A 26,009-nucleotide genomic window follows, 5' to 3' on the forward strand; every position below is an offset into this window, starting at 1 on the left:
CGTGATCTTCACCAGAATCGTCGTCGCCGCGGTCCTCGTGACCACGGCGACCGCGGGCGGCCACACCGCCGCGCCCGCGCAGGAGAACGGCGTGACCCTGATCACCGGGGATCGGGTGCTGGTCGCCGGGCAGGGCCACCGCGTCCAGCCCGGGCCCGGCAGGCGGGTGTCGTTCAGCAGGCAGGTGCGTGAGGGCCACCTGTACGTCATCCCGTCCGACGCGATGCCGCTGGTCGCCGAGGGGTGCTGGACCGGCGGCTGTTCGACGTCACCCAACTCCTCCAGTGGCGGTACGGCGACGCCCACACCAGCCACATCCCGCTGATCACCGAGTCGATCCCTGCGCTCAGGGGCGCGCAGGGCCCCCGCGCGCTGCCCGGACTCGGCATGACGGCGCTCCGGATGCCCAAGGCGGACGCCGCCACGGCCTGGCGCGACCTGACCACGCCCGCACCCTCGCCGGTGGCCGGGCCAAGCTGTGGCTGGACGGGCGCAAGGAGTTCACGCTCGAGGAGAGTGTCGAGCAGATCGGCGCCCCGCACGCGTGGCAACAAGGATGGGCCGGCAAGGGCGTCACGGTCGCCGTCCTGGACTCGGGCTACGACGCCGCCCACCCGGACCTGAAGGGCGCGGTCGTCCAGGAGCGCAACTTCAGCGGCGATCCCGACATCAGCGACCCCTTCGGCCACGGCACCCATGTCGCCTCGATCGTGGCGAGCCGCGGCGAGAAGTACCGGGGCGTGGCGCCCGGGGCGAGCCCGGCGATCGGCAAGGTCGGGGGCCGTTCCGGCATGACCGACTCGACCGTCCTCGCCGGCATGGAATGGGCCGCCCTGGAGGTCAAGGCCAAGGTGGTGAACCTGAGCCTCGGCGCGGTGGACGGCGTGGAGCTCGACCTCGTCGAGCAGGCGGTGAACACGCCCGCCGGGTCAGGCGCGTACACGCTGACCGCGTCGCTGAGCCGTACGTCCCAGACGTTGTCGACCGGAGTGGCGTCGGTGTGGACCTTCCGCTCCATGACCGGGCAGGGGGCGCTCCCGCTCATGGCCGTCCGGTACCGTCCTGACGGGCTCGACCGGTCCAACCGCGCAGCGTGACGCGCCTGCCGTTGTGGGTCGAGCGCAACCCCGGCTCCGGGCAGGGGCGGGTCACCGCGATCCGCGTGGAGATGTCCGCTGACGACGGCGCCACCTGGGATCCGGTCCCGACCGCCCGGACCGGCGCGGAGTGGACCGCGGTGCTGCTCAACCCTGCGAGGGCGGGGTTCGTGTCCCTGTGTGCGACGGTCACCGATGACGCGGGCAACGGGCTGGTCCAGACGATCACCCGGCCTACGCCGTCGGCTGACCCCTCAGTGATATAGGTGTTGGCTTATATAAGCAAGAGCCGGTATAGTCGCCGGCGTGCACGCCTTCGACATCCTCGGTGACCCCGTGCGCCGGCGCATTCTGGAGCTGCTCGCCGACGGCGAGCAGACCTCCGGGGCGATCACGGAGATCATCCGGGCGGAGTTCGCCATCTCCCAGCCGGCTGTCTCCCAGCATCTGCGCGTGCTGCGAGACAGCGGCTTCGCCTCGGTGCGAGCCGAGGGCACCCGCCGGTTCTACGCCGTCGAGCCCGAGCCGCTGACCGAGATCGACGCGTGGCTGGACCGGTTCCGCCGGTTCTGGGAGCAGCGCCTCGACGCCCTGGGAACCGAGCTGGCCCGGGGCAGGCGTGCAGGTGGCGGCGGGCGAGACCGAAGCGCGACTGAAGGAGACAGGCCATGAAAGATGTTCTCGACGAACTGGCTGCGGTGCGCCGGACGATGGGCACCGGCAGCGTCCCCGCCGGGGAGGCGTACACCGTCGAGCTGCGACGCCGGTACGACGCGGAGATCGACGACGTCTGGGACGCCATCACCGACCCTGAGCGGCTGCGGCGCTGGTTCCGGCCGGTCACCGGGGACCTCCGGCTCGGCGGGCAGTTCGCCCTGGACGGGGGAGAGCACGGCGAGATCCTCCGGTGCGAGCCGCCGCGGCTGCTCAAGGTGTCCTGGCTCTACGGGCCGGACGCCGACGCCTGGCCCGGCACCAGCGAGGTGGAAGTCCGCCTGGCCGCGGGCCCGGCCGGCGACACCGAGTTCGAGCTGATCCACGCGGCGGTCGTGGGGGAGCCCATGTTCCCCATCTACGGGCCCGGCGCCGGAGGGGTGGGCTGGGACCTGGCCCTCCTCGCCCTGGGCCGGCTCCTGTCCGGCGGCGAGATCACCGGCCACGAGGAGTTCGAGAAGTCGCCCGAAGGACGCGAGTTCGCCCGCCGCAGCGCCGCGGCCTGGGGTCAGGCCCACCTGGCCGCCGGTGGCGAACCGGACCACGTCGAGGCTGCGGTCGAGGCCACGACCAAGTTCTACGTGCCCGACTCGGGCGACACCCCATGAAGTACACGATCGCCCTGCTCCGGGAGACGGTGGCCCAGCAGAGGTTCCAGGGACGCGATCACAAGTCAGATGCAAGTCCGATCATCTAGCTTCGCCCTGACTCGTCAGGAGGGGCTGCGGAAGTGGATCACAGCAGGGAGCCGGAAGCGCGCTGGCTGACGTGGGACGAAGCCGGGGAGGCGATGCTCGACCTGCGCAGGCGCGTGTTCCTGGGCGAGATGAACTGGCCCGAGAAGAGAATCCATCGCGACCGGGACCCGGAAGGGCTCCACCTCTGCGCCGTGTCCGGGGGAGAGATCGTCGCGGCGATCTCCGCGTACGTCTACGAGCCGGGCGCTCCCGAGCTGGCCGCCCTGGAGCTGGCGGCCACCGACGGGCCGTCCGTGGCCATCGGCATGCGGGTGGAACTCCCGGAATACCGCGGTCGCCTGGTCACCGCGCAGATCGGCACCTCCATGCTGCGCCAGATCTGCGAGGTGCTGTTACCGTCGCGCTTCTTCGTCTACGTCCACGCCGATTCGCTCCTGCACCTCGTCGACCGGTACGCGAGAAGGAACTTCACCTACCACGCCCAGGTCGGCTCGGGACCGGACACGGTGGTGGTGATGAAGGTCGAGGGCGAGGAGGAACTGGAGGAGTTCTATCTGAAGCACCGGGACCTCACCAGGAAGTACGCCGCCGAGGGCGGTATGCCGGTGCCCTCGCTGGCCCGCTTTCTCGCCGAGCACAAGAGAGAGGACCTCTTCGCGGTGTCCGGTCTCGGAGCGGAGAACCACTACCTGGGCCAGTTCCGCCTCGACACGGAGGCGCCCCGCCTGGCTTCCCAGGGGCGGCTGATCCTCGGCGAGCAGCGGCAGCGCCTGACGATGACGCCCTTCCCGCCGGCGCCCGCGTCGCTCCTGGACCTCGGCAGCGGGCCGGGGGACTATCTGGCCGCGGTCGCCGGGGAGCCGCCCTTCGCCGGTTATCGGGTGCGCGGCATCGAGCCCGCTCCCGAACTGCTCGCCAGGGCCCGATCGGCCTACCCGGACGTCGACATCCGCCCAGGCACCGCGTACGCCACGGGGGAGCCGGACTCGTCGCAGGAGGTGGTGACCGCGAACTTCGTCTTCGTCCATCTCCGCAGCCCTGATCTGGCGCTGCTCGAGATCCGCCGCATCCTCCGCCCTGGCGGGCTGCTGTACGTCGTGGACGTCAACGACGCCACCCTCGTCGGCCCCGAGATCATCCAGCGGATGATGGAGACCTACAACCGCAGGTACGCCGGCGACCGGCTGCTGCTGAACGACCTGCCGGCGCGGGCCGAGGAGTTCGGCTTCGAGCTCGTCCGGCGTTTCTCGACGGCGCTGCGGGACGGCGCGGACGGCCCACCCGTCTTCGGCGAGGACGAGATCCGGCTGGGGAAGGCGGACGCGTGGAGCCTGCTCTCCTTCGTCCGCACACAGAGCGGTTGCGAGGAGATCTTCGACGCAGCGCGGGAGCACTTCTTCGCCACGCCCGACGGCCGGATCAGCCTGAGCTTCGAGACCCACGTCTACCGCCTCAGGCCCTGAGCCCTCGGGCTTCCGGGAGGAGCCGGCTCTGGCCTTTCCCGACCGGTCACGGCGGCTCGGTTGGGAGCGGCCGGCCCGAGCAGGCCGAACTCGACCTGAGCATGGCCCGGAGGACGGAAACGGCGCTGATCGTTATCCTGGGGGCGTGAGCTCCGGCGATGATCTCCGCATGGCCGACACCCGAGTCTCCGTCGTCTCGGCAGCTCGTGCTCAGGACTTGACACCCGTGGCAGACATCCGAGCTGCCGACACGCAGATCTCCGGTTTCTCGCCGGTCAGAGAACCGGCCGTTCCTCCGCCGGCGACGGGTCGGCCGGCCGTACGGTGTGGCCGAGAGACCATGATCGCGGGTGTCCTCCTCGGCCGTGCTCCTCGCACGCTGAGCTCCCACCGTGCGAAGGCCTGGGCCACCAGCATGTTGCGGACGCGGTTGCTGCCCTGGACGGAGATCGAAGAGGACGGCTGGCACACCACCAGCGACCTGCTCGTCCAGCAGTACGCCCTCTTCCCCGACCGCGACTGGATCCTGCTGGGCGAGGTCGTCCGGACGCCCCGGCCGCCTGCGGCCACGGACGCCTACATGCTGGCCTGGGCTTAGGCTCCCTCGGCTGTCGGCGTCCGGCGAAGCAGGGCCACGCCGGCACGGCACGATGGCGCCGGTCGTCTAGATCAGCCACCTCGGCCAGGGCTCGCCCTGTCGTGCTCGGAGGGGTCCCGCAGGAGGGCGATCACCGGGCTCCGGCGATCGCATCACGGCCTCGGTGACGGCTGAGCTCAAGCCTGGTGACGATGGGTCGCACACGAAGGCCGGGCTGAACGGAGCGACGTGGGTGTCGCCGGCGGCGATGGGTGACGGCCAGGCCGTGCTCGACTGAGCGACGCGGGGTGAGCAAATGGCCATAGAAGAGTCGAGGTCCCCCATAGCCCGGCATGTCAGCAAGCGAGACGTGTCAGCCCGGGGTTAGCCAAGAAGGGATCACCTGGACAGAACAAGGCGAGGTCAACGACGATGATGGTTCGTACGGCACTGCTGGCGGTCCTCGGACAGACCCTGGTCCTGACCGCTCCGAGCGAAGCGGCCACCGGCCAGCCGCAGGGGTGCGGCTTCGGCACCGCAGGCCCGAGCGCCTCGACGATCTGCTGGCTGGACATGTCGGGACTCGATCAGGCTCTGGCGCGGACGCCGGCCGGGCAGCCGATGACGGTCCGCCTCACCGACGCCTACTCGATCTCCTTCCGGGTGCGGATCAGCCCCGGCGCCGACGGCAGCCGCGACCTGTCGGCGGTGCCGTTCCCCACCTACGCCGAGACGCCGATCGGCAACACGGCCTATGTGGGCACGCCGGGTTCTCCGGCGCTCTACCAGGAGATGGGCGCCGCGGGCGGCGACCAGGGCACCGTCTCGCTGAAGGACATCGTGGTGACCGGCCCCGACGGGGCGCCGCTCGACGGTTACGGGCTGGTCGTGGCCGACGCCGAGACGACCCACCGCGACGAGGCGCTGGAGTTCTTCTCCGACAAGCCGTTGCAGCAGCTGGCCCAGGTGGTCCCGCCCGGCTACGCGCGGCCGTGCGAGGGCGGCCTGGCCGGCCTCGGGAGCACGGCGGTCAGGTGCGTCGGCGCGGGCGCGGGCCCGCACGGCGACCTGGTCGCCTACGCGCTGGCCCCGTCCCGGATGACCGCGCACTTCGTCAACCGCAACCCGCGCACCCGGCAGGGCGTCGCCTTCGGGGTCCTGGTGTCGAAGGTCGCCCTCACCAAGCACGTCGCCGGCCGCGTCGACTCCGATGACTCCTTCGCCGTCCGGATCCGCGACAACGCGGGCAACGTCGTCGCCTCGGCCGCCACCGGCACCGCCTCCAAGGCCGCGACCGGGTCGCACAGCGTGCTGGCCGGCCTGCCGTACCTGCCGTATGTCTTCGAGGAGGCGCCCGGAGCCGGCACGAACCTGGCCGACTACACCGTCAAGTGGGCGTGCACCGACCGGGGCAAGCCGGTCCGGGCGACAGGTGACGACCGGAGCAGGACCGTGCCGGTGACGGTCGGCGCCGACGTGCACTGCGTGGTCACCAACAGCGCGCCCGCGCCGCGGGTGAAGGTGAGCAAGTCGGTGAACACCACGGTGGCCCGGCCGGGCCAGAAGGTCACCTACACCTTCCGGGTCGCCAACATCGGCACGAGCGTGGCCACCGGCATCAGCGCCGTCGACCGGCTCGCCGACCGGCTGCGTCTGGCCCGCTACAACGACGACGCGCACGCGAACACCGGTACGGTGACCCGCACCGGCGAGCAGCTCGTCTGGCAGGGCGCGCTCCAGCCCGGACAGGTGGCCGTCGTCACCTACTCCATGACCGTGCGCAGGCCGCTCCCCGCCGGCGGCCCGCACCGCCTGCGCAACCTCGTCACCGTGACCGCGCCCGGCTCCAACTGCGTGGCCGGATCCGCCGACCAGCACTGCCGTGACACGACGACGACCAAGACGTTCAGGGCCGGCAAGGGCGTGAAGGGCGTGAAGTGATCGCCGGTCCAGCGCTCGTCCTGCGCCTGGTGACCGCCGCGGCCGTGGCGGTCACCGTGACCGCCTCGGCCGGTACGGCTGCCGCGTCCGGCCGGGGCGGTGCGCCGGTGGAGATCCGCCCCGGCGACCGCGGGGAGCAGGTCGCCGGCCTGCAACGGGTGTTGCGCCGCCACCGGTACTACTTCGGTCCGGTGAACGGCCTCTACACCGAGGACCTGATCCCGGCGGTGTGGGCCTTCCAGCACGTCAACGGCATCGAGCCGGCCGCGACGATCCGCGAGGACACCCTGCGCGCGCTGGACCGTCCGCGGCGCCCGCCCCGCATCACCGGCCACCGCGGCAAGCGGGTCGAGGTCGACCTCAGCCCGCCGGCTGCTGGTCATCCACCAGCGGGGAGTCGTGCTGGTCAGCCACATCTCCACCGGATCGGGGAGGCGCTACTGCGTCGACGGCGAGTGCGAGCGGGCCCGCACCCCGCCCGGCGACTTCCGCGTCCACCGCCGCGTGAACGGCTGGCACCGCAGCTCGCTGGGCAGCATGTACCGGCCCCTGTACTTCCACGCCGGCTACGCCATCCACGGCTCCTTCGAGGTGCCCCGCCGGCCGGACTCGCACGGCTGCGTGCGGGTCCCCATGGCGCTGAGCGACCGCATCTTCCGGATCGTGCGCAACGGCTGGCCCGTCTACATCCGCCGTTAGTACCGCGACCGGAGGTGTTCGCGAGGCGAGCGGTCGACCGCTCCGGCGAACGCCCTTCTCGGCCTGCTTCGTTCTGTACGGCAGGCGAGCCTAGCCGGCGGCCGCCTGGGCGACCGCGCGGAGTCCGGCGGCCAGTTCCTGGGCGGTCGGGGCGTGGTCCGGGTCGATCTGCCAGCGGACCAGCAGGCCGATGAACAGGGTCAGCAGCACCTGCCCGCCCGCCTCGTCCTGACCGGGCAGGCGCCGGCTCAGCTCACGCTGGGCGAGCGCCTGCCCCTCGGCCAGGCGGGTGCGCACGTCGGGCAGGTGCGACGCCTGGGCCAGGGTCTCGACGTTGGCCCGCCAGACCATCGGGTTGGCCTGGAACGACTCGATCAGCCGGGCCCAGAACTCCTCGAACCAGCGGGCCGACTCGTCCGGGAAGGCCTTGAGCACCTCCGCGACCGCCTCACCGGTGACCTCGATCATCGCCTGGGCGAGCAGGGCGTCCTTCGAGCGGTAGTGGTAGTTGATCGCGGCCAGGTTGCTGCCGGAGACGGCCACGATGTCCCGGACCGTCGTGCGGGCGTAGCCGCGCTCGGACAGGCACTGTTTGGCCGCGGCCAGCAAATCCTCAGGGACTCCCATTCAGGTGATCTTACCAGCGCCGCGAACAAGCGTTTCAAACAACCGCTTGGCGCCCCTCTCAGGGCAGGACTCGGGCGATTTCTTCCAGGTCGGCTGCGGTCAGCCGCACCTCTCCCGCCGGAAGCCACCCGTCCACCTGTGCGGCGTTGCGAGCGCCGGCGATGGCGCCGGTGACGCCGGGCCAGGCCAGCGTCCAGGCGACCGCCACCGCGGCGATGGACACGCCGTTGCGCTCGGCGATCGGGCGGAAGGCCTCGACGACGGCGAGCCGCTCGGCCAGCCCGGTGGTGAAGCTGGGATGGTGCTTGCGCCAGTCGTCCTCCGGCAGCGCGGCCACCCGCTCGGCGGAGAAGGCCCCGGTGAGCAGGCCCGACTCCATGGGCGAGTAGACGATGACGCCGGTGCCGTGGGCGTCGGCCCAGGCGATCTCGGGCGCCGCGCTCCGGTTCAGCGCGGAGAACTGCGGCTGGATCGCGTCGACGTGCGCGATCCGCTCGGCGATCTCCAGGTCGGCGACGCCGTGGTTGGACAGCCCGATCGCCCGGACCTTCCCCTCGGCCTTCAGCTCCGCCATGACCTGCCAGTACTCCCCGACCGGCGTGGCGTTCGGCGAGCGGCCGCCGCCGTTCCAGTCGAGGGGTTCGCCGGTGTCGGGCCAGTGCACCTGGTACAGGTCGATGGTCTCGACGCCGAGCCGGCGCAGCGACTCCTCGACCTCGCGGCGGACGTGCTTCATGGTACGGCGGGGCGTCGCGTCGGGCTCGGCGGGATCCCACACCAGGCCGCCCTTGGTGAAGATCAGGGGCCGTTCGTCGCGCGGCAGGTCCGCGATCGCCTTGCCGACCACCTCTTCGGAGTGGCCGTAGCCGTAGACGGCGGCGGTGTCGATCCAGTTGACGCCCTTCCGGACCGCATACCGTACCGCCTGGATCGATTCGGCGTCGTCCTGCGCGCCCCAGCTCCAGCGCCAGCCGGCGCCGGCGATGCCCCAGGAGCCGAACCCGGTCCGGCTGATGCGCAGCCCGCTGCTGCCCAGCTCGATCATGTCAGGCCTGCCGGGTCGGGTAGACGACGACCTGGGAGAGGTTGACGTGCGCCGGACGAGAGGTGAGGTAGGCGACCGCGTCGGCGACGTCCTCGGGCGCGAGCCACTCGAACGCCTCACGGGCCTGGGCGACCCAGGCGTTGACGCCCTCGTCGGTGACGTGGCCCTGCAGTTCGGTCGCCGTCATGGCCGGCTCCACGACGCTCACCCGGACGCCCTGGGGACCGAGCTCGGTGCGCATGGTGCGCGACAGGTGGCTGACCGCCGCCTTGGTGGCGTTGTAGACGGCCATGTAGGGGAAGACGACGTGCGACACCATCGACGACATGTTGACCAGGTCCGCCGGGCGGCCGGCCTCGGCGGCGGCCAGCAGGCCGGGCAGGAACGCGTCGATGACGTTGAGCACGCCGCTGACGTTGACGTCGATCTCGCGCTGCCAGTCGGCGCTGTTGCGGGCCTGGATGGCGGAGGGCAGCATCACCCCGGCGTTGTTCACCACCAGGTCGGCCGCGCCGTACGTCTCGGTGATCCGGTGCGCCGCCGCCGCCAGCGAGGCACGGTCGGTGGTGTCGGCGGCGACGGCCAGCGCCTGCCCTCCGGCGAGCTTGATCTCGTGGGCGAGCTCGTCGAGGCGGTCGAGGCGGCGGGCCAGGACCGCCACCTTCGCGCCCCGGGCGGCCAGCAGCCGGGCGGTCGCCGCCCCGATGCCGCTGGAGGCTCCGGTGACGACGGCGACGCGGGTGGCGAGAGTCATGGTGTGGTCCTTCAGGTTGTCGGTCGTTCTCACACGTCCGACTCTCGCGGCTGATCGATTCGGGAAAAATGCCAGATTTCCGAATAATTGATCGGCCGGAGTGAACAATCGGGAGGTGGGGGCGGTGGCCCTGGAGCGCAACGAGATCGAGACGTTCCTGACCCTCGCGCAGGAGCTGCACTTCGGCCGCACCGCCGACCGGCTCCTGGTGTCGCGCGCCCACGTCACGCAGACCATCCAGAAGCTGGAACGGCGGGTTGGCGTCCCGCTGTTCGAGCGCTCCACCCGCCAGGTGCGGCTGACCCCGATCGGCGTCCAGTTGCGCGACGGCCTGGCCCCCGCCTACGCCCAGATCCAGTCCACCCTCACCACGGTGATCGAGGCGGCCCGGGGCATCACCGGCTCCCTCACCGTCGGCTTCCTGACCGCCGCCACCGGGCAGCTCGCCCTCAGGACGGCCGAGGTGTTCCGCGAACGGCACCCCGACTGCGCCGTCGAGATCCAGGAGGTCCAGATCGGCGCCGTCCTCGACCCGCTGCGGGAGGGGCGGGTGGACGTGATGCTGAGCTGCTTCCCCGTCCAGGACGCGGAGCTGACGCAAGGGCCGGTGCTGTTCTCCGAGCCGACCGTGCTGGCGGTGCCGGCGCGCCACCCCTTCGCCCGCCGCGCCTCGGTCTCGATCGAGGACCTGGCCCGGGACAAGGTCATCCAGGTGCCGTCGTCCATTCCCGAATACCTGCGGGCCGCCCGCCACCTGCACACGACACCCGCAGGCCGGGAGATCCCCGTCGGGGCGGTGGCCGGCACCTTTCAGGAGGTGCTCACCCTGGTGGGGGCGGGCAAGGGCGTCTTCCCCTGCGGGGCGAAGGGCGTCCGGTACTACTCCCGCCCGGACGTGACCTACGTCCCCATCCACGACGGCCCGGTGCTGGAGTGGGGACCGATCTGGCGCACCAGCGCGGCCACCACCCGGATCGCGGCGTTCGTCCGGGCCGCCCTCGACACCCTCGACCACGACTGATTCGGCCTGGGCTACGCCCGTCGGTGGGGACTAGTGCACCTCGTGCCTCGCGGAGTGGCGTGGGCGAGGGTCCGGCCGGTTCGCCTGCCGTACGGCACGCAGCATGACCGGCGCGGCGAGCGCCATCAGGACGAGGGCCACCGCTGCGGCGATCATGGCGTAGTGCTGGCCCTGGGTGAAGGCCTCGCGGGCGGCGGCCGCCAGGGCGGTCCCCGCCGGCTCCGGCAGGTGACGCGCCGACTCCAAGGCCCCGCCGAGGGTGTCCAGCGCCGGGGCCGGAGCGCCGGCGAGGTGCGCCCGGTAGACGGCGGTGCCGATGCTGCCCAGCAGCGAGATGCCGAGCGCGCCGCCGAACTCGGTGGCCACCTGCGACAGCCCGGCGACCGAGCCGGCCCGCTCCGGCGGGGCGGTGGCGATGATCAGGTCGGAGGAGACCGTCAGGACGAGCGTGACGCCGCCGGCCATGAGCATGATCCCGGCGATCAGCAGGCCGCTCTGCCCGGTCACGTCCAGCCTGGACAACATCGCGAAGCCGCTCGCGCCGATCAGCAGTCCGACGCACACCACCAGGCCGGGGGGCACCCTGCGGACCAGGACGGGGGCCAGACCCGCCGCGAGCATCGCCATGCCGGCCGAGGGCAGCGCGTACAGGCCCGCGATGAGGGGCCGGGCGCCCATCACCATCTGCAGGTACTGGGTGGTGAACAGGCTGGAGCCGACCATGGCGAAGACGCCGAGCGTGTTGGCGCCGATGGCGGCGGTGAAGGCCCGGCTGCCGAACAGGCGCACGTCCAGCATCGGATCGGCCGCCGCCCGCTGGCGGCGCACGAAGGCGACACCGAGCGTCAGGCCGACGGCGATGGCCAGCACGGGCACCCAGCCGAAGCCGTCCTGGGCGAGGTGCTGGATCCCGTAGATCGCCGGCAGGATCGCGCCCAGCGACAGAGCCACGCCGAGCAGGTCGAACCGTCCCGGCCGCGGATCACGCGACTCGGGCAGCAGCAGCGGCGCCAGGACCAGCAGCAGGGCCATCACCGGCAGGTTGACCAGGAAGACCGAGCCCCACCAGAAGTGCTCCAGCAACGCGCCGCCCATCAGCGGGCCCAGCATCGCGCCGCCGGCGAAGGCGCCGGTCCAGATGGCGATGGCGACCCGGCGCTGGCCGTCGTCGTGGAACATGTTGCGGATCAGCGACAACGTCGAGGGCATCAACGTGGCGCCGCCCACGCCGAGCAGCGCCCTCGTGACGATGAGCAGATCCGCGCTCGGTGAGAACGCCGCGACCGCCGAGGCGGCGCCGAACGCGACGGCTCCGGCCACCAGCAGCCGCCGCCGTCCGACCCGGTCGCCCAGGGTGCCCATCGGCAGCAGCAGCCCGGCCAGCATGAACGGGTAGATGTCGATGATCCACAACAGTTGGGCGCCGCTCGGCGCCAGGTCGGCGCTGATGAACGGCAGCGCGTACGACAGCACGTGCAGGTCGACGGAGATCAGGAGCACGGGCAGGACCAGAACGGCCAGCCCGATCCACTGCTTGCGTCCGGCTTTCATGAACGGCCTTTCTCGCGGAGGGGTGCACCGGCGTGGTGCAGGTGACGCAGGGCCTCGCCGTGCGAGGCCGCGAAACCGACCTCGTGGTACGGCAGGCCGAGCTGCCGGCAGTAGGCCCGCACGATGGGCTGGGCCAGGCGGAGGTTCGGGGCGGGCATGCTCGGGAACAGGTGGTGCTCGATCTGGTAGTTGAGCCCGCCCATGGCCAGGTCGACGAGGCGACCGCCGCGTACGTTGCGGGTGGTGAGCACCTGCTTGCGCAGGAAGTCCAGCTCCGCCGTACCGGTCAGGGTGGGCATGCCCTTGTGGCCGGGGGCGAAGACGCAGCCCATGTAGAGGCCGAACAGCCCCTGGTGCACGGCGAAGAAGACCAGGGCCTTGCCGGGCGACAGGACCCACACCAGCGCAGCCACGTACAGGACGAAGTGGGCGAACAGCAGCGTGCCCTCCAGGACGCGGTGCCTCATCCAGGGCCGGCGCAGCGCGCGGACGCCGCCCAGATGCAGGTTGAGCCCTTCCAGCAGGAGCAGCGGGTAGAACAGCAACGCCTGCCTGCCGCCGATGAGCCGGGCCGGCCCGCGGCTGGCGTGTGCCTGCTCCTGTGACCACACCAGGACGTCGGGGACGACGTCGGGGTCGAGGTCCTCGTGGTTGGGGTTGGCGTGGTGGCGAGTGTGCTTGTTCATCCACCAGCCGTAGCCCAGGCCGATCCCCAGGTTGCCGCCGAGCCGGCCCAGGATCTCGCTCGGCCTCCTGCTGAGAAGGATCTGCCGGTGCGCCAGGTCGTGCATGACCAGGGCGACCTGGGCGAAGACGATCGCGAAGCCGGCGGCCAGTGGCACCTGGAACCAGGAGTCGCCGAGCAGGAAGAAGGCGGCCACGCCTGCGAGGTAGAGGGCTGTTACGGCGCTGATCCGCGCGAGGTAGTGGCGGGGGCGTCGGTCGAGGAGGCCGGCCTGTCTGACGCGTTTGGACAGGCGGCTGAAGTCGCTCACGGCTGCGGCCGGTGCGGGTGCTTGTGCCATGCCTGGGACCATACACACGTTTGGTACACTTGTGCAAAACATATGTTTGTGACAGATGTTTGGCTAGGATGGCGGCATGATCGAAAGCGCTCGAGTCATGCGCCACCTCGGCGGACCAACCGGGCGAGAGGTACGAGTTCCGCCCCCAGCGCCCACACGCCGACAGCGGCCCTGCCCGCCGCCCAGGAGTGTGCCGCCGCATGCCCGCCCTCACCCGCTCTCGGCCGGCCTGGAAGCTTCCCACGGGATGAATGAGCAGCGGGAAGGAGAGCGTGTGGAACCGGTCAGCCGGCGTGAGCATCGAGTCGTCGGAGAAGGTGACAGGACGGCCGAAGAACGCCTCGTTGAGATAGCCGTCGAGGTTGTCGCGCACGACCGCGGCCCGATAAAAGGTCAGGATGCCGGAGTTCACGATGACCGCGCCCATCGCCGACTGTCCCGACCGGTCCACGAGCTGGAAGGACACGAGCCACAGGTCGTAGATCCGTGACGACAGCCCCCGGCGGTTGCTGGCGACCAGGCAGACCCCCGCTACCGGCATCACTCGTGGCGAGGCGAACGGCGCCAGTTCCGGCCCGAAAGCCACGGCAGGTTCCGCGGCGAGCTCGCCTCGTTCGACGTGACCGCGAGGCGGTCACGAGCAGGAGACGTCCGCATCCACCACGGTGGTCGGGAAGGTTCACCCTCCGTGGTTCACGCCAGAACAGAGCTCAAAGGCTTGAGATCACCCGACGACGGTTCCGTGGCGGATCGGCGTAGCGGGCCGTTTGCGTGGCAGAAAGCGCCTCAACAGGCATGTCGTCGCTGATTTCCAATCGGGCACTCCCGAAAGCCGCGGCAGTGTCTGTCCGTCCCCGGTGACCTCGTCATAGCTGTGTCGGGCCACGAAAGGGCGGCCCGGTGCGAGACAAGGAGCACACCATGGGCAAGATCAGCGTCTTCGAAAGCGTCAGCCTGGACGGCGTCATGCAGGGACTGGGCCGCCCGGACGAGGACACCAGAGGAGGCTTCCGCCACGGCGGCTGGGGCGAAGGGTACGGCGATCGCGTGATCGGGCAGTTCGCCGGGGCGGGCATGGCGAACACGACGGCCATGCTCTTCGGCCGCCGCTCCTACGAAGACCTGCTGGCGCACTGGACGTCGGTCACCGAACCCAACCCGTTCACCGACACCCTGGTCAACCAGCGCAAGTACGTCGTCAGCCGCGACCGGCGAACCCGTCTCGGCTACCCCAACTCCACCCTGCTGGCGGGCGAGGCCGCCGAGACCGTCACCCGGCTCAAGCGCGAGCTGGACGGCGTGATCACCGTGATCGGCAGCGGCGAGCTGGTCCGTTCGCTCCACGCGGCCGGGCTCGTCGACGAGTACGTCCTGCTGATCCATCCGATCGTGCTCGGATCGGGCACCCGGCTCTTCGGCGACGGCGACCGTAGCGACCTGAAGCTTGAAGAGTCAGGAACGTCCACCACCGGCGTCGTCATCGCCCGCTACCAGGTGTAAGGATCGGGACATGCGCTACGTTCTGTCGTTTTACTACTCGGAGGAGAGCGACGAGTCGATCGGCGAGGAGACGATCGACGAAGGGATGAGGGCGTTCGCCAGCTACGCCGCGACGCTGGAGCAGGCGGGGATTCTGGTGGGCGGGCAGGTGCTGCAGCCGTCGTCCGCCTCGACCACGCTGACCGCCGCCGGAGGAGAGCTACGCATCCAGGACGGGCCGTTCGCCGACACCAAGGAGCAGCTCGGCGGCCTGATCATCATCGACGTGCCCGACCTCGACACGGCACTGGAGTGGGCGCGGCAGGCGCCGCCGGTCTCCTGGGGCACGGTCGAGGTCCGGCCGGGCGCGGTGCACCTGGAGGCCGGTGCATGGGTCTCATCGTCGTGACCGGCGACACGGCCGCCGTCGCCGAGCGTACCGCCAGGGTCTCTTACGGGCGGCTGGTTGCGCTGCTGGCCGAGCCGACGGGCGACCTGCAACTGGCCGAGGACACCCTGGCGCACGCGTTCGAGCAGGCGCTGACCACGTGGCCGCGCGACGGCGTGCCGGACAACCCGGAGGGCTGGCTGCTGACGGTCGCGCGGAACCGGCAGCGCGACCACTGGAAGTCCGCCGCGCACCGCCGCTCCGTCCCGCTGGACGACGCGGACGAGCACGCCGACCGGCACGGGGCCGACGATCCGCTCGACGGGCTCGATCCGGACGCGATCCCGGATCGGCGGCTGGCGCTGCTCTTCGTCTGCGCCCATCCGGCCATCGCGGCCAACGTCCGCACGCCGCTGATGTTGCAGGCCGTACTCGGGTTCGACTCCGCGGAAATCGGCCGGGCGTTCGCCGTACCGGCCGGGGCGATGCAGCAGCGGCTGGTACGGGCCAAGCGCAGGATCCGCGACGCGCGGATACCGTTCGTCGTGCCGGGGCGTGCGGCGATGCCGGAACGGCTGGCGCCTGTGCTGGAGGCGGTGTACGGCTGTTACGCCCTGGCCTGGCCAGGGCGCGGCGACGGGGAGGCGCGGTATCTCGCGGTCACCGTGGCCACGCTGCTCGACGACCAGCCGGAGGCGTGGGGGTTGGCCGCGCTGCTCACCCTGAGCTCCGCGCGGGCGAGGAAGCCGGGCCGGCCGTTTCTGCCGCTCGACGAGCAGGACCCGGCCGACTGGGACCGGGGCCTCATCGACGAGGGGGAGACGTACCTGCGCAGGGCCGGGCGTCCGGGTCAGGCGCCCGGGCGATTTCAGGTGGAGGCGGCGATCCAGGCCGTCCACTGCGACCGGGCGCGGACCGGCGAGACGGACTGGCCGGCGCTGCGCACCTTGTACGCGGCGTTGCTTGCCGTCGCGCCCAGCCTCGGCGGGAAGGTCGCCCACGCGGCCGTCGTCGGGCGGACCGAGTCACCCGGGCAAGCGCTCCGGCTGCTCGACGGGCTTCCGCCCGAACGTGAACGCTTCCAGCCGTACCACGCCACCCGGGGAGACCTGCTGGCCCGGCTGGGACGGCACGAGGAGGCGGCCGTGGCGTATGCCACGGCCGCCGAGCTCACCGCGGACCCGGAGGTGCGGACGTTCCTCTGGAAACATCACCAGGAGTCCCGCCAGTCTTCATCTATCCGATGAGAACACCTATCAGCAGCAGTGCTGCGCAGCCGCCCAGAACGCCCAACCACGCGAAGAGGGAGGAGGCCGCGGATCGGCGCTGGTAGGACACTGCCGCCAGCCCGAACAAGAGAGCCGGGACTCCGAAGACGACCCAGACGGCCGCGAAGTTGAACCAGCCCGTCGCCGACATGTTGCTGATGCCTTTGTCGAGCGCAATCGGGACGCCCGCCAGGATGAGCAGCTTGACGATGAGCTCCAGCGCCGGATAGACGAACTGGGCGGCGGCCGAACCCCAGAGCCCGCCCAGAACGAGCCGGCCCGGCAGCCGCCTGCCCCAGGGGCGGACACTGGCCAGCGCGAGCGCGACCGTGAGGATCCTGAGCCCGACCGAGCCCAGGGCGACCCAGCCGTCCCCTTCCGGCCAGGCACCTTCGGCGAACGCATTGGCAACGGCCAGAACGAGCACGACCGCGCAGAAAAGGCCGACGAACCCGGCGGCGGCGTACGCGGGCCAGAGAGGAGCCCAAGGCCGGTCCCGCTGATCGGTGGGTGGCACGCGAGATCCTTCCGGCAAGGTGGTCAGGTCAGGACGGCGAGGAGTTCGTCCCCCCGCTCCGTGATCCGGACATGGACGTGGCGGCCGTGACGGTGGCGGCCGAGCAGGTCGGCGGCCTGAAGCTGGTCACAGTGGTAGCTGGCGGTGGAAGGCGAGCAGTTCAGAAGGGCGGCGAGCCGTCCGATGGGGATGGAGGTCCCAGCCAGCCGCAGGATGGCGGCTCGAGTGGGACCGAGAGCGAGAGCGAGCTTGTCGGTGTCGTCGCGGGCAGCCTGGCAAGTGCCGCCGGACCACAGGAGGCCGACCGCGGGCAGGGGGTATCCGATCCACGCGGGGCCGGGCTGGTCGAAGGAGAACAGGCACGCGCCCTGACCGGAGACGACCGGCACGAAGGTGAGCCGCCGACCGCCGAGATCGAAGGACCTGCCCTGCTGGTCCGGCAGCCGGATGGAGGCGCCGTCGCAGATCAGGCGTGGGCTGAGCCCCGGCAGAAGAACGGGCAGGCTGCGTGTCACCGCGGCCAGGCCGATGCGTTCCTGCTCCTTACGGAGAAGGGTGTCGGCCTTCTTCCAGACGGTGCGGAACTCCTCCCACAGCCGGTTCATGACACCGGTGTAGGCGCGTATCCAGGTTCCCGGACGGTCGGCCACCCGATGCCAGTGCCGGGGGAGGACGGGGCCGAACTCGGCCTCGAGTTCGCGGACGAGGATGACGCCGTCGAGTTCGGCCAGGGCGCTCAGGTAGGCGTCCATGTCGGCTTCCGCCATCGTGGAGGTAGCGGTCAGGCAGTCGGGGATGACCGAGTAGTGCGGGTCGAACAGCGGGCGCAGGACGACGGCGTCGTCGCCGGTGACAGCCGCGACGGCCCGCTGCCAGTGGCGGGGGACACCGTGCGGCCGGCCGCCGAACGTGCCCGCGATCAGTGACAGGAGCGTCGCGCCGGGATGCAGGGAAACGGTGGCGTTGACCTCGTCGAGCTCGCCGGTCCGTAACTGTGAGTACCCGTGCATGGTCTCTCCTCTCGCGGGTCTCACGCCGTTCGGTACGCCTGCTGTCGGGGGGCAGTGAGTGGTGAGCGTAGAACCTGACGCAACGTGAGACTCAAGCGGTCATCGGCTCCCTCGTTCTCGCAGGGCGCCTCACCGGCCGTGACTAGGCCAGCGAGAGGATCAGGACGCCGGCGAGAACCACTCCGACGCCGATCGCCTGTAGACGGGAGAGTCGCTCCTTCAGGATGATCCGGGCGAGCGCGATGGTGACAACGGTGTGCAGGGAGCCCAGGACGGCTGCGACGCCGACCGGACCGAGAATCGAGGCGAAGGCGTATTGGGCGTCTGCCGCGACGATGAGGACGCCGATCGCGGCCAGCGCCGGCAGATCGCTTCTTCGTACGGCGACGCGGTGACGCCGGAGGGCGATGACGGAGGCGATCACGGTCACGGTGGTGAGCCGAGCGGTGAGCAGCGACCACCCGATGTCGGCTTGGCCGGCGTTGTGCAGGGTGAGGAAGAAGGCGCCGAAGCCGAGCGCCGCCAGCATGCCGTACAGGATGCTCACCTGCGGACGCGTCCCTGCTTCGTCGGTGGGGCGGCGTGAAGTGATGATCAGTCCGAGTACGGCAAGCGCCATACCGGTGAATTGGAGTGACCCCGGAACCTGCCCCGCGGCCAGCCCGGCGAGCAGCGGGACGAGCGGTGCAGCGGCCGCGACAGGGGCGACGATGCTCATCGTCCCGACGGCGAAGCCGCGGTAGAGGGCGGCGATACCCAGCGTCTCTCCCAGCCCGGCGATAGCTGCCTGGCCGAGGAAGTCCAGGCCGGGCGGCCCGGAGCCGCGTACGGCGGTGGCGGTCGCGAGCAGGGCGAGCGCGGTGGCCTGTGAGAGCAGCAGGACCGACGGCAGTGGGAGAGCGCGGCTCTTCAGCCCTCCCAGGAAGTCGGAGGTGCCCCAACCGAGCCCCGCGCCGAGGGCCAGTGCGATGGCGAGCACGAGTGTGCCCGGTCAGCGGTGGGCGGTGTGGCTGAGGATCGCGGGAACGACCGTGTCCCAGTGGCGCCGGGGGAAGGTCTCGTGTCCGGTCCGCTCCATGGCGGTGAAGCGGGCGCCGGGGATCTCCGCGGCCAGGGCGCGGCCGTGGCCGAGGGGGAGGAAGGGGTCGTCGGTGCCGTGCAGGACGAGTGTCGGTGCCTTGATCTGGCCGAGCCGGTGTCGCCAGGGCTCGCCGGCGTCCAGGAGGAACGGGTTGATCAGTTGTGCGGCGAGGTCGATCGTGCGATCGGCGACTCGCTCGGCGAGCTTCCGCACGGCCGGCTCGTCGAAGTGGCCGGCCGCGGCGAAGGGCCGCTCGGCCTCGACGAGGTAGTCGATGACGGCGTCCCGGTCCTGCCAGTTCGGCTCCGGGGCTTCAACCGCGAGTACGGCCCGCAGTTCGGCCGTCATGTCCGGCAGGTCGTCGTAGGCGTGGCCCGGGCCGCCGGGGGTGGAGGAGGCGAGGGTGAGCGTGGCCACTCGATCGGCGTAGTCGAGTGCCGTGAGCTGGGCGACCGCAGCGCCTTGTGACATGCCGACCAGGTGGGCCCGCTCCAGTCCGAGCGCCCCGATCAGGGCGGCGGCGTCCGCGACGAGGTCCCGCAGGGCATGCGGGGGAGCTCCGGCGGGGGAGCCGGTCGAGCGGCCGGCGTCCCGGCTGTCGTAGCGGACGACGTAGCGCTGACCGGCTGCCAGGCGCCGGACGAACTCCTCCTCCCAGTTCAGGAGGCAGTGCCCGCCGCCGTGGATCAGCAGGATCGCGGGATCGGCGGGGTCGCCGAAGGTCTCGGTCGCCAGGTCGATCCCGTTCACGTTGAACATCCGCTCCATGATGGTCACCCTCTCGGCAGGTTCGTTACATGTAACGAAGAACCTAGCACGCGGTTTCGTTACATGTAACTTGTTTCGGGTAAGCTGGGCCCATGACGCGACCCGGCCCTCCAGCTCAGGCCGTGCAAGACGCCTGGGCCGCCTACCGGAGGCTGCAGCTCCTGGTGGACCCCGAGATCGCCCGCGACCTGGAGAAGAACTCGGGTCTGTCGATGCCCGACTACGAGGTCCTGTCCGCGGTGACCACCTTGGCGCGCGCGGAGACGTGCGTGCGGGTGGGCCGCCTCGCCGATCATCTGCAGTGGGCGCACAGCCGGCTGTCCCGCCAGCTCGGCCGCATGGAACAGCGCGGACTGATCGCGCGCGAGGCCTGCGAGCTGGACGGCCGTGGCGACGACGTCCTGCTCACGCCGGCCGGACGGCAGGCCTACGAGGAAGCGACTCCCGCCCACCTGGCGTCCATCGACCGGCACTTCGGCCGGGCGCTGGACGGACGCCAGTTGGCGGCCTTGATCGACATCGAGCAGGTCATCTCCGCCGGGCACCGGTCATCCACCGGCCCGGTTCCGTCCGACTGACGTACGGCCGGCCTTCGGGCGCGTGATGGCGACCTGGCGATGGAATGAAGGGGATCTGTGGCAGGTCGTCGCCACACTGGCGGCGCGCCCACAGACAGGAGAGAGTTTATGATCACCCCGCCCCGCCCCGTGGGGCTCACCTTCCTCAAACGCGTCCTCGTGCTTGACGCGGCGGTCACCGCCGCCAACGGGCTCGGGTACGTGACGCTGAGCGAGCTCATCGGCCAGTTGCTGGGCCCGGACACGGCGACGTTGCGCTGGCTCGGCGGCTTCCTGGTGGTCTACGGCGCGGCGGTGGCCTACCTGGCGGTACGCCCCAGCGCGCCCGCGCTGATCGCGGTGGTGGCGGTCAACGCCGGGTGGGCTGCGGGCAGCGTGCTCATCGTGCTGACGGGGCTGCTGAACCTCACGCCCCTCGGCGCCGCATGGACGCTCGTTCAGGCCGCCGTCGTCGGGACCTTCGCCGCTCTGCAACTGGCAGGGCTACGCCGGCTCAGGTGACGGAGTCTCTCGTGCCTCGCTCCGAACGGCGCGGCCGTACGGCGTCAGCTCGCGTGGTGTCGGGGCTGTCGGTGCGGACACCTCGATCGTCCTGGGAATCTCGCTGTCCACGCCGATTCACTTACACCTATCCCAACTGAACAACTCAGGAGCGCGCATGCGCAATGTAGTGCTGTATCACCTGATGTCGCTGGACGGCGTCGCCTATGAGGAGCCCGGTGACTGGCTCGGCGATGAGGGCGACCACCTGATCGACTATCTCGGCCGGGTCATCTCTACCCAGGACGATGTCCTGATGGGACGGGGGAACTACGACTACTGGGTCAAGCACTGGCCTGCGTCGGACTTCGAGCCGTTCGCCCCCTTCATCAACGGCGTGCGCAAGCATGTCTTCACTTCCAGTGCACTCACCGCGGACTGGGCGAACACCATCGTCGTCGACCGGCCCGCGATCGACTACGTCGCGGACCTCAAGCAGGGGCCGGGCGCCGACATCGGCGTGCACGGCAGCCTTGGCCTGGCGCGCTCCCTCATGCGCGCCGGGCTCATCGACCGGCTACGCCTGGTCGTCGCGCCTGCCGTGGTGGGGCAGGGCAGGCGCGCCTTCGAGGCGGAGGACACCGTGCGGTCCTGGGCCCTGACCGGCGTCGAGCAGGGGCGGAACGGGACGCTGTTCCTCGACTACTCCAGGAAATAGCACGGCGTGCCTACCACTAGGACCTCTGAGCCGGCTGGTCTGTTCTGCGCGGTCCTGCACAGGCGGCCTTTTCGGCGCGGGGGATCGGGACGATCGACACGAAGGGAGCGCATGGATATGCGCCGGATACTGATCGGTGTACTGCTGGCGACCGGCCTCACCGCCGCAACCACCGGCGGCGTCAGCGCCGCGACATCGGCGACCGCGGACTGCAATTGGAACAAGGCGCGACTCACCGTGGATAAGACGGTGTACCGCACCCTGAGAGGCTGGACTCCTAAGGGCTCCATCAAACGCGGGACGATCGTCACTTTCTATTACGCCGGGACAGGCGCGGATCGGGTGCGCGTTCCCGCCTGGAATGGCTATATCAAGAAGGGCGGAATGACCGTTCTCGATGGCGGAACCTGCCCTTCCTGAGCAGGACGGAGTAACCCGGCTATCGGGCTTGACGCTCCCACAACGATCGAGCCGGCCCCGGACGGACACTGACCGTCGACCCCTCCATGCCATGCGTCCGGCCGGCGGGGTGGAGGCGCCGGGTTTCTAGCTCCCCGGTTCGAGTGACGTCTGGGCTGCGCGGGCGGCGTTGGCCGCGATGGCCGCCCGCAGCCACTCGGCCGCGCCGGGGCGGGTGTTGTCCTCGATGCCGGCCCGGTAGCGCGGATCGTCGACGTACAGCCGGCTCTTGAGCACGTGGAACTCGTGGCTCATGTCATAGAACCAGCGGCTGACATGCGCGCGCTGGGCCTCGGCCACATCCATGGCCGCCTCGCTCAGCGGGTCGGCGTCCATGTCCATGAGGGCACGGATTCGCGCCTCGATCTCGGCGTTGCCCGCATTGATCTGTTCCCACTCGAGCTTGCCGTAGGCGGCCACTCGCCTGGCCGTCTGCCTATAGGCATCGGAATCACCCCAGCGTTGCTCCACCTCCTGAAGATGTTGGTCTTCCTTCTCCGCCCACTCTCCCCACACCTCGCGCTTGTCGGCGGCACTCAGAGGGGACCGGATTCGCTTGTCGCTCATGACGGCGACGATAAAGCCTCACGTTGCGTCGGGTTCAACCCGCGAGAAGACGGATGAGACTCATCGATGGCGGGACGAAAACGCGTTGACCTACGCTCCCGGAAAACGAGGGCTGCGTCGATCATGGCGATGAGCGGGAGCGCCCAGGCGAATCCGGACAACTGCTCGACCACGCCTCAGACCCAGGCTCCGGGTGAGGGACAGGCGGTCAGCCGCTCGGGCCGGCTCGTCGAGCCGGCCCGAGCCGTCGATGTCCCGGTGCGCCTTCTCACCACGTTCGGCACCGTCGAGGACAGCGCGTTTCAGGGGGTGATGTTGTGGTTGTGGCGGAAGACGTTGTCCGGGTCCCACGCCCGCTTGAGCGCCCGCAGCCGCTCCATGCGGGGCTGGTCGTACACACGGCCGATCCCGTTGTCGTCGTCGGACAGGACGTTCACGTAGGCGCCGGACGCGTGAGGGGCCAGCTTCGCCGCGAGCAGCCGGGCCGCGGCCATCCGGGTCTCATCCTCGGCCGGGTCGCTCCACTTGGCCGCGGCGACGTACTCGAACGCCGCCGAGCGGTGGGCGAAGGCCGAGTCGTTCCCTTCGGCGATGGCGCCGCCGTACTGCTGGATGCTGGCGGCGACGCCGTGCCCGCCGATCCCGTGCAGCAGGATGGCCTCGATTGCCTCGTCGGTCAGCTCGGCGAAGTAGTGCCCCTTCCAGTAGCGGCGGAAGGTGTGCCCTTCCGCGCTGTCCTCGCGACGTTGCAGGTCGAGGTAACTGATCTCGTGCGCGCGTACGGCCAGCGGCCGGCCGAGCGACTCAAGAGCGGCCAGGTGGTGCCGTGCCTGGCCGGGGTCGCCGACCCAGACCCAGCCGAGCGTCGCCACCCCGTCGGCGACGGTGGCGGTGAAGGTGGCCTCACGCGGAGCCCCGGCACTGAGGTCGCGCCAGGCGCGCATCGCCGCGCCGGCCGTGGCGGCATCGAAGTCGTGCTCGGCGACGAAGGCCCGGGTGCCCACCTCGTGCAGGACGAACTCGAACTCGGTGACCACACCGAAGTTCCCGCCGCCGCCCCGCAGGCCCCAGAACAGCTCGGAGTTGATCTCCGGCGTGGCCCGCACCAGGTCGCCATCCGCGGTCACCACCTCGAAACGGGTGACGTTGTCGCAGGTCAAGCCGTAGCGTCGGGCCAGCCAGCCCATCCCTCCGCCGAGGGTGAGCCCGCCCACGCCGGTGTGCGAGACGTTCCCGGCTGTGGTGGCCAGGCCGTACACCTGGCCAGCGGTGTCCAGGGCGCCCAGCAGCGCGCCGCCCTGCACCACCGCGCGGCGCGCGACCGGGTCGACCCGCACCGACGCCAGCGGGGTCAGGTCGATCATCAGGCCGTCGTCGGGCACGGCGTGCCCGACGATGCTGTGCCCGCCGCACCGCACGCCGACCGTCAGGTCCCGTTCACGAGCGACGCGTACGGCGGTGCGCACGTCGGCCACGCTCGCGCACCGCATGATGACCCTGGGCCGCCGGTCGACCATGGCGTTCCAGACCGAGCGGGCCTGGTCGTACCCCTCGTCTCCGGGCAGGAGCACCTGCCCGTCCAACCGGGTGTCCATCGGCATGATCCTTTCGTCTGGTGAGATCGCCGCGTGGGTGCGGACGAGGTGTGGCAGCCGGTAGCGCTCCGGCGCGGTCTGTTCGACCAGGTGGTCGGCGCTCAGCAGGTCCAGGTGCCGCCGGACGTGGCCGGGCGGCATCTGGACGAGCGCGGCGAGCGGTTCGGGTTCCAGCACGGGGCCGGGGTGGAGGAGCGCTGCCAGGCGCAGGGTCCGCCGGGCCGCCGGGCTGAGCCGCTCGTAGGACCACGACAGCGCGTGCCGGATGTCCGGGTCGCCGTCGCCGGCCCGCAGGGCGGCCAGGCCGTCGCGTTCGATGTCCCGCACGAGCGTCCCGGCGGACAGTCCCGGCACGCGGGCCAGGCGCTCTCCGACGATGCGCAGCGCCAGGGGCAGGTGCTCGCACGACGCTGTCAGGTTCCTCATCTGGGCGGGTTCGCGGCGCAGCCGGTCGTGACCCACGTGCCGGGCGAGCAGGTCCAGCGACTCCTGCGGCGGCAGGGGGCCCAGCGCGATCCGCGCGGCGGCGCCGCCGGCGACCAGGCCGCGCATCTGGTTGCGGCTGGTGACGATGACCGACGGGCCGGTGCCGGGTAGCAGGGGCCGCACGTGACGGGTGTCGCGGGCGTTGTCCAGGATGATCAGCATGCTGCGGCCTGCCGTACGCGATCGGAACAGGGCGGCGGCGGCCTCCTCGTCCGCCGGGATGTCGGCCGGCCGCACGCCGAGGCCGTGCAGCAGGGCGCGCAGCGCCTGGCGGGGAAGGCGGGGCGGCAGCGCGGCGAACCCCCGCAGATCGAGGTAGAGCTGCCCGTCGGGGAAGGACTCCGAGGCGGAGGCCGCCCAGCGCACGGCCAGCGCGGTCTTGCCCACACCCGCCCTGCCCACGACGACGGTGACTCCCGGGCGCGTCAGGGTCTGGTCCAGGGTTGCCAGCTCGGCCGCGCGTCCCACGAAGCCGGCGACGGGGGCGGGCACCTCACGCGGCGGGTACGGCTCGGCGGCCTCTACCGTCGCGGGCGCGGGCGATCCGGCGAGGATCGTCTGGTGGAGGTCACGCAGCTCGGGGCCGGGCTCGACGCCCAGCTCCTCGCGCAGGTGGACGAAGGCGGCGCGGTAGGCGTCCAGCGACTCCGCCCGTCGCCCGGCCTGGTGCAGGGCGCGCATGAGCTGCGCCCAGTGCCGCTCGCGCAAAGGATGCTCCAGGGTCAGCATCCGCAGTTCGGGAATGAGGGTATGGGAGGCGTTCCCCGAGGACAGATCCAGATCGATGCGGCGTTCGACGGCCTGCCTGCGCTCCTCCTCCAGGACGGCGACATCACGCTGGTGCAGGATCTCCGACGCGACGTCCTCACAGGCGGCGCCGCGCCACAGGCCGACCGCGCGGCTCAGCAGCGCGCCTTCCACGCCGGGTGAGTCCGCCCGCGCGGCCTCGCGGAGCAGCCGGCGGAACTCCAGCAGGTCCAGTCGGTCGGCGGCGAGCTGGATCGTGTAGCCGCCCGCCCGCGTCTGGATGACCGTGCCGTCGTCGCCGAGCCACTGCCGCAGCCGCGCGACGTACGTCTGCACGACGCGCCGCTCGTCCCGGGGCGCATGATCCCCCCACAGCCGCCGCGCCAGGCCCGCGACGGACACGATCTGGTTGACGCGCAGCAGCAGGCAGGCCAGCAGGATACGGTTCTTGGCTCCCGGCACAGGCACCCAAGCGCCGCCTCTGAGGTTGACGGTCAGCGGGCCCAGAACGGAGAAGCGCGGAGATAACGCACGCCCTTGCGCCGAGCCGGCGTTCGTCACCGGTCCGAGCTCGCGAACCACCAGGAACCCCCCGCCTTCGAAGTCGTGCTTCGGCACCAGACTTGATCTGCGTCACGGCGTCGGCAACCCTTTCG

The 26,009-nt window shown here is 71.0% G+C and carries 27 protein-coding genes and 1 pseudogene; 17 read left to right on the top strand and 11 right to left on the bottom strand.

The window, feature by feature from the left end:
- The first annotated feature begins 1 nt into the window (after position 1).
- The 9 genes and pseudogenes from ACIBG7_RS35145 to ACIBG7_RS35185 form a co-directional block, all read left to right on the top strand.
- Positions 2-325: a hypothetical protein gene (locus tag ACIBG7_RS35145; RefSeq protein ID WP_397339021.1), complete on the top strand. Its 324-nt coding sequence runs from the start codon at positions 2-4 to the stop codon at positions 323-325.
- The gene (locus tag ACIBG7_RS35150; RefSeq protein WP_397339022.1) at positions 285-1,097 is read left to right on the top strand and encodes a S8 family peptidase; all 813 of its coding nucleotides are present in this window, start codon (positions 285-287) and stop codon (positions 1,095-1,097) included. Before ACIBG7_RS35145 ends, ACIBG7_RS35150 begins: the two co-directional genes overlap by 41 nt.
- Complete coding sequence (locus ACIBG7_RS35155; protein WP_397339023.1) at positions 1,094-1,363, top strand: hypothetical protein; 270 nt, start codon at positions 1,094-1,096, stop codon at positions 1,361-1,363. The genes ACIBG7_RS35150 and ACIBG7_RS35155 overlap by 4 nt, the downstream gene beginning before the upstream one ends.
- A gap of 40 nt (positions 1,364-1,403) precedes the next feature.
- Complete coding sequence (locus ACIBG7_RS35160) at positions 1,404-1,769, top strand: metalloregulator ArsR/SmtB family transcription factor (RefSeq protein ID WP_357926263.1); 366 nt, start codon at positions 1,404-1,406, stop codon at positions 1,767-1,769.
- Positions 1,766-2,419, top strand: coding sequence for an SRPBCC domain-containing protein (locus ACIBG7_RS35165; protein ID WP_397339024.1), 654 nt, complete (start codon positions 1,766-1,768; stop codon positions 2,417-2,419). The genes ACIBG7_RS35160 and ACIBG7_RS35165 overlap by 4 nt, the downstream gene beginning before the upstream one ends.
- 122 nt (positions 2,420-2,541) lie before the next feature.
- Positions 2,542-3,972 carry a methyltransferase domain-containing protein gene (locus ACIBG7_RS35170; RefSeq protein WP_397339025.1) on the top strand — a complete coding sequence of 477 codons (1,431 nt, stop codon included), beginning with the start codon at positions 2,542-2,544 and terminating at the stop codon, positions 3,970-3,972.
- A 340-nt stretch (positions 3,973-4,312) separates the two neighbouring features.
- Positions 4,313-4,570 (top strand): hypothetical protein, encoded by a 258-nt coding sequence (locus ACIBG7_RS35175; protein WP_397339026.1) that lies wholly within the window; start codon positions 4,313-4,315, stop codon positions 4,568-4,570.
- 411 nt (positions 4,571-4,981) lie between these two features.
- Positions 4,982-6,490: a CshA/CshB family fibrillar adhesin-related protein gene (locus ACIBG7_RS35180; protein WP_397339027.1), complete on the top strand. Its 1,509-nt coding sequence runs from the start codon at positions 4,982-4,984 to the stop codon at positions 6,488-6,490.
- A 369-nt stretch (positions 6,491-6,859) separates the two neighbouring features.
- A pseudogene (locus tag ACIBG7_RS35185) lies at positions 6,860-7,189 on the top strand (L,D-transpeptidase); the annotation flags it as partial.
- Positions 7,190-7,279: 90 nt separating this feature from the next.
- Here the strand turns inward: ACIBG7_RS35185 and ACIBG7_RS35190 are convergent.
- From ACIBG7_RS35190 to ACIBG7_RS35200, 3 genes are read right to left on the bottom strand one after another with little or no spacing between them, the layout of a single operon-like run.
- Positions 7,280-7,816, bottom strand: a complete 537-nt coding sequence (locus ACIBG7_RS35190) for a TetR/AcrR family transcriptional regulator (RefSeq protein WP_397339028.1) — start codon at positions 7,814-7,816, stop codon at positions 7,280-7,282.
- Positions 7,817-7,874: 58 nt separating this feature from the next.
- Positions 7,875-8,861: an aldo/keto reductase gene (locus ACIBG7_RS35195; RefSeq protein WP_397339029.1), complete on the bottom strand. Its 987-nt coding sequence runs from the start codon at positions 8,859-8,861 to the stop codon at positions 7,875-7,877.
- A 1-nt stretch (position 8,862) separates the two neighbouring features.
- Positions 8,863-9,648 (bottom strand): SDR family oxidoreductase, encoded by a 786-nt coding sequence (locus ACIBG7_RS35200; protein ID WP_397339030.1) that lies wholly within the window; start codon positions 9,646-9,648, stop codon positions 8,863-8,865.
- Between the two features lie 67 nt (positions 9,649-9,715).
- Here ACIBG7_RS35200 and ACIBG7_RS35205 point away from each other — a divergent pair, with 67 nt between their 5' ends.
- Positions 9,716-10,636 (top strand): LysR substrate-binding domain-containing protein, encoded by a 921-nt coding sequence (locus ACIBG7_RS35205; protein ID WP_397339031.1) that lies wholly within the window; start codon positions 9,716-9,718, stop codon positions 10,634-10,636.
- Positions 10,637-10,666: 30 nt separating this feature from the next.
- Here ACIBG7_RS35205 and ACIBG7_RS35210 read toward each other — a convergent pair whose 3' ends face one another.
- Positions 10,667-12,187: an MFS transporter gene (locus ACIBG7_RS35210; RefSeq protein WP_397339032.1), complete on the bottom strand. Its 1,521-nt coding sequence runs from the start codon at positions 12,185-12,187 to the stop codon at positions 10,667-10,669.
- The gene (locus tag ACIBG7_RS35215) at positions 12,184-13,212 is read right to left on the bottom strand and encodes a fatty acid desaturase family protein (RefSeq protein WP_397339033.1); all 1,029 of its coding nucleotides are present in this window, start codon (positions 13,210-13,212) and stop codon (positions 12,184-12,186) included. Before ACIBG7_RS35215 ends, ACIBG7_RS35210 begins: the two co-directional genes overlap by 4 nt.
- A 921-nt stretch (positions 13,213-14,133) precedes the next feature.
- Here ACIBG7_RS35215 and ACIBG7_RS35220 point away from each other — a divergent pair.
- From ACIBG7_RS35220 to ACIBG7_RS35230, 3 genes are read left to right on the top strand one after another with little or no spacing between them, the layout of a single operon-like run.
- Positions 14,134-14,712: a dihydrofolate reductase family protein gene (locus ACIBG7_RS35220; protein ID WP_397339034.1), complete on the top strand. Its 579-nt coding sequence runs from the start codon at positions 14,134-14,136 to the stop codon at positions 14,710-14,712.
- Positions 14,713-14,722: 10 nt separating this feature from the next.
- Positions 14,723-15,100 (top strand): YciI family protein, encoded by a 378-nt coding sequence (locus ACIBG7_RS35225; protein ID WP_357926297.1) that lies wholly within the window; start codon positions 14,723-14,725, stop codon positions 15,098-15,100.
- Positions 15,082-16,326, top strand: coding sequence for an RNA polymerase sigma factor (locus ACIBG7_RS35230; RefSeq protein WP_397339035.1), 1,245 nt, complete (start codon positions 15,082-15,084; stop codon positions 16,324-16,326). Before ACIBG7_RS35225 ends, ACIBG7_RS35230 begins: the two co-directional genes overlap by 19 nt.
- Here the strand turns inward: ACIBG7_RS35230 and ACIBG7_RS35235 are convergent.
- From ACIBG7_RS35235 to ACIBG7_RS35250, 4 genes are all read right to left on the bottom strand, one after another.
- Positions 16,316-16,864, bottom strand: coding sequence for a hypothetical protein (locus tag ACIBG7_RS35235; protein WP_397339036.1), 549 nt, complete (start codon positions 16,862-16,864; stop codon positions 16,316-16,318). The two genes, ACIBG7_RS35230 and ACIBG7_RS35235, sit on opposite strands and share 11 nt — an antisense overlap.
- A 23-nt stretch (positions 16,865-16,887) precedes the next feature.
- Positions 16,888-17,874: an ArsR/SmtB family transcription factor gene (locus ACIBG7_RS35240; RefSeq protein ID WP_397339037.1), complete on the bottom strand. Its 987-nt coding sequence runs from the start codon at positions 17,872-17,874 to the stop codon at positions 16,888-16,890.
- A 142-nt stretch (positions 17,875-18,016) separates the two neighbouring features.
- Positions 18,017-18,853 (bottom strand): EamA family transporter, encoded by an 837-nt coding sequence (locus tag ACIBG7_RS35245; RefSeq protein ID WP_397339038.1) that lies wholly within the window; start codon positions 18,851-18,853, stop codon positions 18,017-18,019.
- A 12-nt stretch (positions 18,854-18,865) separates the two neighbouring features.
- Positions 18,866-19,723 carry an alpha/beta fold hydrolase gene (locus tag ACIBG7_RS35250; protein ID WP_397339039.1) on the bottom strand — a complete coding sequence of 286 codons (858 nt, stop codon included), beginning with the start codon at positions 19,721-19,723 and terminating at the stop codon, positions 18,866-18,868.
- A gap of 92 nt (positions 19,724-19,815) precedes the next feature.
- On the opposite strand from ACIBG7_RS35250, the gene ACIBG7_RS35255 reads away from it, so the two are divergent.
- The 4 genes from ACIBG7_RS35255 (at position 19,816) to ACIBG7_RS35270 (ending at position 21,919) form a co-directional block, all read left to right on the top strand.
- A complete protein-coding gene (locus tag ACIBG7_RS35255; RefSeq protein WP_357926312.1) occupies positions 19,816-20,301 on the top strand; it encodes a MarR family transcriptional regulator in 486 nt (161 codons plus the stop codon).
- 108 nt (positions 20,302-20,409) lie between these two features.
- A complete protein-coding gene (locus ACIBG7_RS35260; RefSeq protein ID WP_397339040.1) occupies positions 20,410-20,802 on the top strand; it encodes a hypothetical protein in 393 nt (130 codons plus the stop codon).
- Positions 20,803-20,959: 157 nt separating this feature from the next.
- The gene (locus tag ACIBG7_RS35265; protein ID WP_397339041.1) at positions 20,960-21,499 is read left to right on the top strand and encodes a dihydrofolate reductase family protein; all 540 of its coding nucleotides are present in this window, start codon (positions 20,960-20,962) and stop codon (positions 21,497-21,499) included.
- A 117-nt stretch (positions 21,500-21,616) separates the two neighbouring features.
- Positions 21,617-21,919: a hypothetical protein gene (locus tag ACIBG7_RS35270; protein ID WP_357926319.1), complete on the top strand. Its 303-nt coding sequence runs from the start codon at positions 21,617-21,619 to the stop codon at positions 21,917-21,919.
- A 126-nt stretch (positions 21,920-22,045) separates the two neighbouring features.
- Here ACIBG7_RS35270 and ACIBG7_RS35275 read toward each other — a convergent pair whose 3' ends face one another.
- Together ACIBG7_RS35275 and ACIBG7_RS35280 are read right to left on the bottom strand one after the other, a co-directional pair.
- Positions 22,046-22,525, bottom strand: coding sequence for a TipAS antibiotic-recognition domain-containing protein (locus ACIBG7_RS35275; protein ID WP_397339042.1), 480 nt, complete (start codon positions 22,523-22,525; stop codon positions 22,046-22,048).
- A gap of 302 nt (positions 22,526-22,827) precedes the next feature.
- Complete coding sequence (locus ACIBG7_RS35280; protein ID WP_397339043.1) at positions 22,828-25,821, bottom strand: BTAD domain-containing putative transcriptional regulator; 2,994 nt, start codon at positions 25,819-25,821, stop codon at positions 22,828-22,830.
- Between the last annotated feature and the right edge of the window lie 188 nt (positions 25,822-26,009).

Origin of the sequence: Nonomuraea sp. NPDC050328 (assembly GCF_044459405.1) — a bacterium.
Lineage (GTDB): Bacteria > Actinomycetota > Actinomycetes > Streptosporangiales > Streptosporangiaceae > Nonomuraea.

Coding starts and splice junctions, on each gene's coding strand:
- ACIBG7_RS35265 (WP_397339041.1), top strand. CDS start 20,960: ATGCGCAATGTAGTGCTGTATCACCTGATGTCGCTGGACGGCGTCGCC.
- ACIBG7_RS35175 (WP_397339026.1), top strand. CDS start 4,313: ATGATCGCGGGTGTCCTCCTCGGCCGTGCTCCTCGCACGCTGAGCTCC.
- ACIBG7_RS35195 (WP_397339029.1), bottom strand. CDS start 8,861: ATGATCGAGCTGGGCAGCAGCGGGCTGCGCATCAGCCGGACCGGGTTC.
- ACIBG7_RS35275 (WP_397339042.1), bottom strand. CDS start 22,525: ATGAGCGACAAGCGAATCCGGTCCCCTCTGAGTGCCGCCGACAAGCGC.
- ACIBG7_RS35225 (WP_357926297.1), top strand. CDS start 14,723: ATGCGCTACGTTCTGTCGTTTTACTACTCGGAGGAGAGCGACGAGTCG.
- ACIBG7_RS35215 (WP_397339033.1), bottom strand. CDS start 13,212: ATGGCACAAGCACCCGCACCGGCCGCAGCCGTGAGCGACTTCAGCCGC.
- ACIBG7_RS35250 (WP_397339039.1), bottom strand. CDS start 19,723: ATGGAGCGGATGTTCAACGTGAACGGGATCGACCTGGCGACCGAGACC.
- ACIBG7_RS35210 (WP_397339032.1), bottom strand. CDS start 12,187: ATGAAAGCCGGACGCAAGCAGTGGATCGGGCTGGCCGTTCTGGTCCTG.
- ACIBG7_RS35220 (WP_397339034.1), top strand. CDS start 14,134: ATGGGCAAGATCAGCGTCTTCGAAAGCGTCAGCCTGGACGGCGTCATG.
- ACIBG7_RS35260 (WP_397339040.1), top strand. CDS start 20,410: ATGATCACCCCGCCCCGCCCCGTGGGGCTCACCTTCCTCAAACGCGTC.
- ACIBG7_RS35180 (WP_397339027.1), top strand. CDS start 4,982: ATGATGGTTCGTACGGCACTGCTGGCGGTCCTCGGACAGACCCTGGTC.
- ACIBG7_RS35190 (WP_397339028.1), bottom strand. CDS start 7,816: ATGGGAGTCCCTGAGGATTTGCTGGCCGCGGCCAAACAGTGCCTGTCC.
- ACIBG7_RS35165 (WP_397339024.1), top strand. CDS start 1,766: ATGAAAGATGTTCTCGACGAACTGGCTGCGGTGCGCCGGACGATGGGC.
- ACIBG7_RS35230 (WP_397339035.1), top strand. CDS start 15,082: ATGGGTCTCATCGTCGTGACCGGCGACACGGCCGCCGTCGCCGAGCGT.
- ACIBG7_RS35270 (WP_357926319.1), top strand. CDS start 21,617: ATGCGCCGGATACTGATCGGTGTACTGCTGGCGACCGGCCTCACCGCC.
- ACIBG7_RS35240 (WP_397339037.1), bottom strand. CDS start 17,874: ATGCACGGGTACTCACAGTTACGGACCGGCGAGCTCGACGAGGTCAAC.
- ACIBG7_RS35255 (WP_357926312.1), top strand. CDS start 19,816: ATGACGCGACCCGGCCCTCCAGCTCAGGCCGTGCAAGACGCCTGGGCC.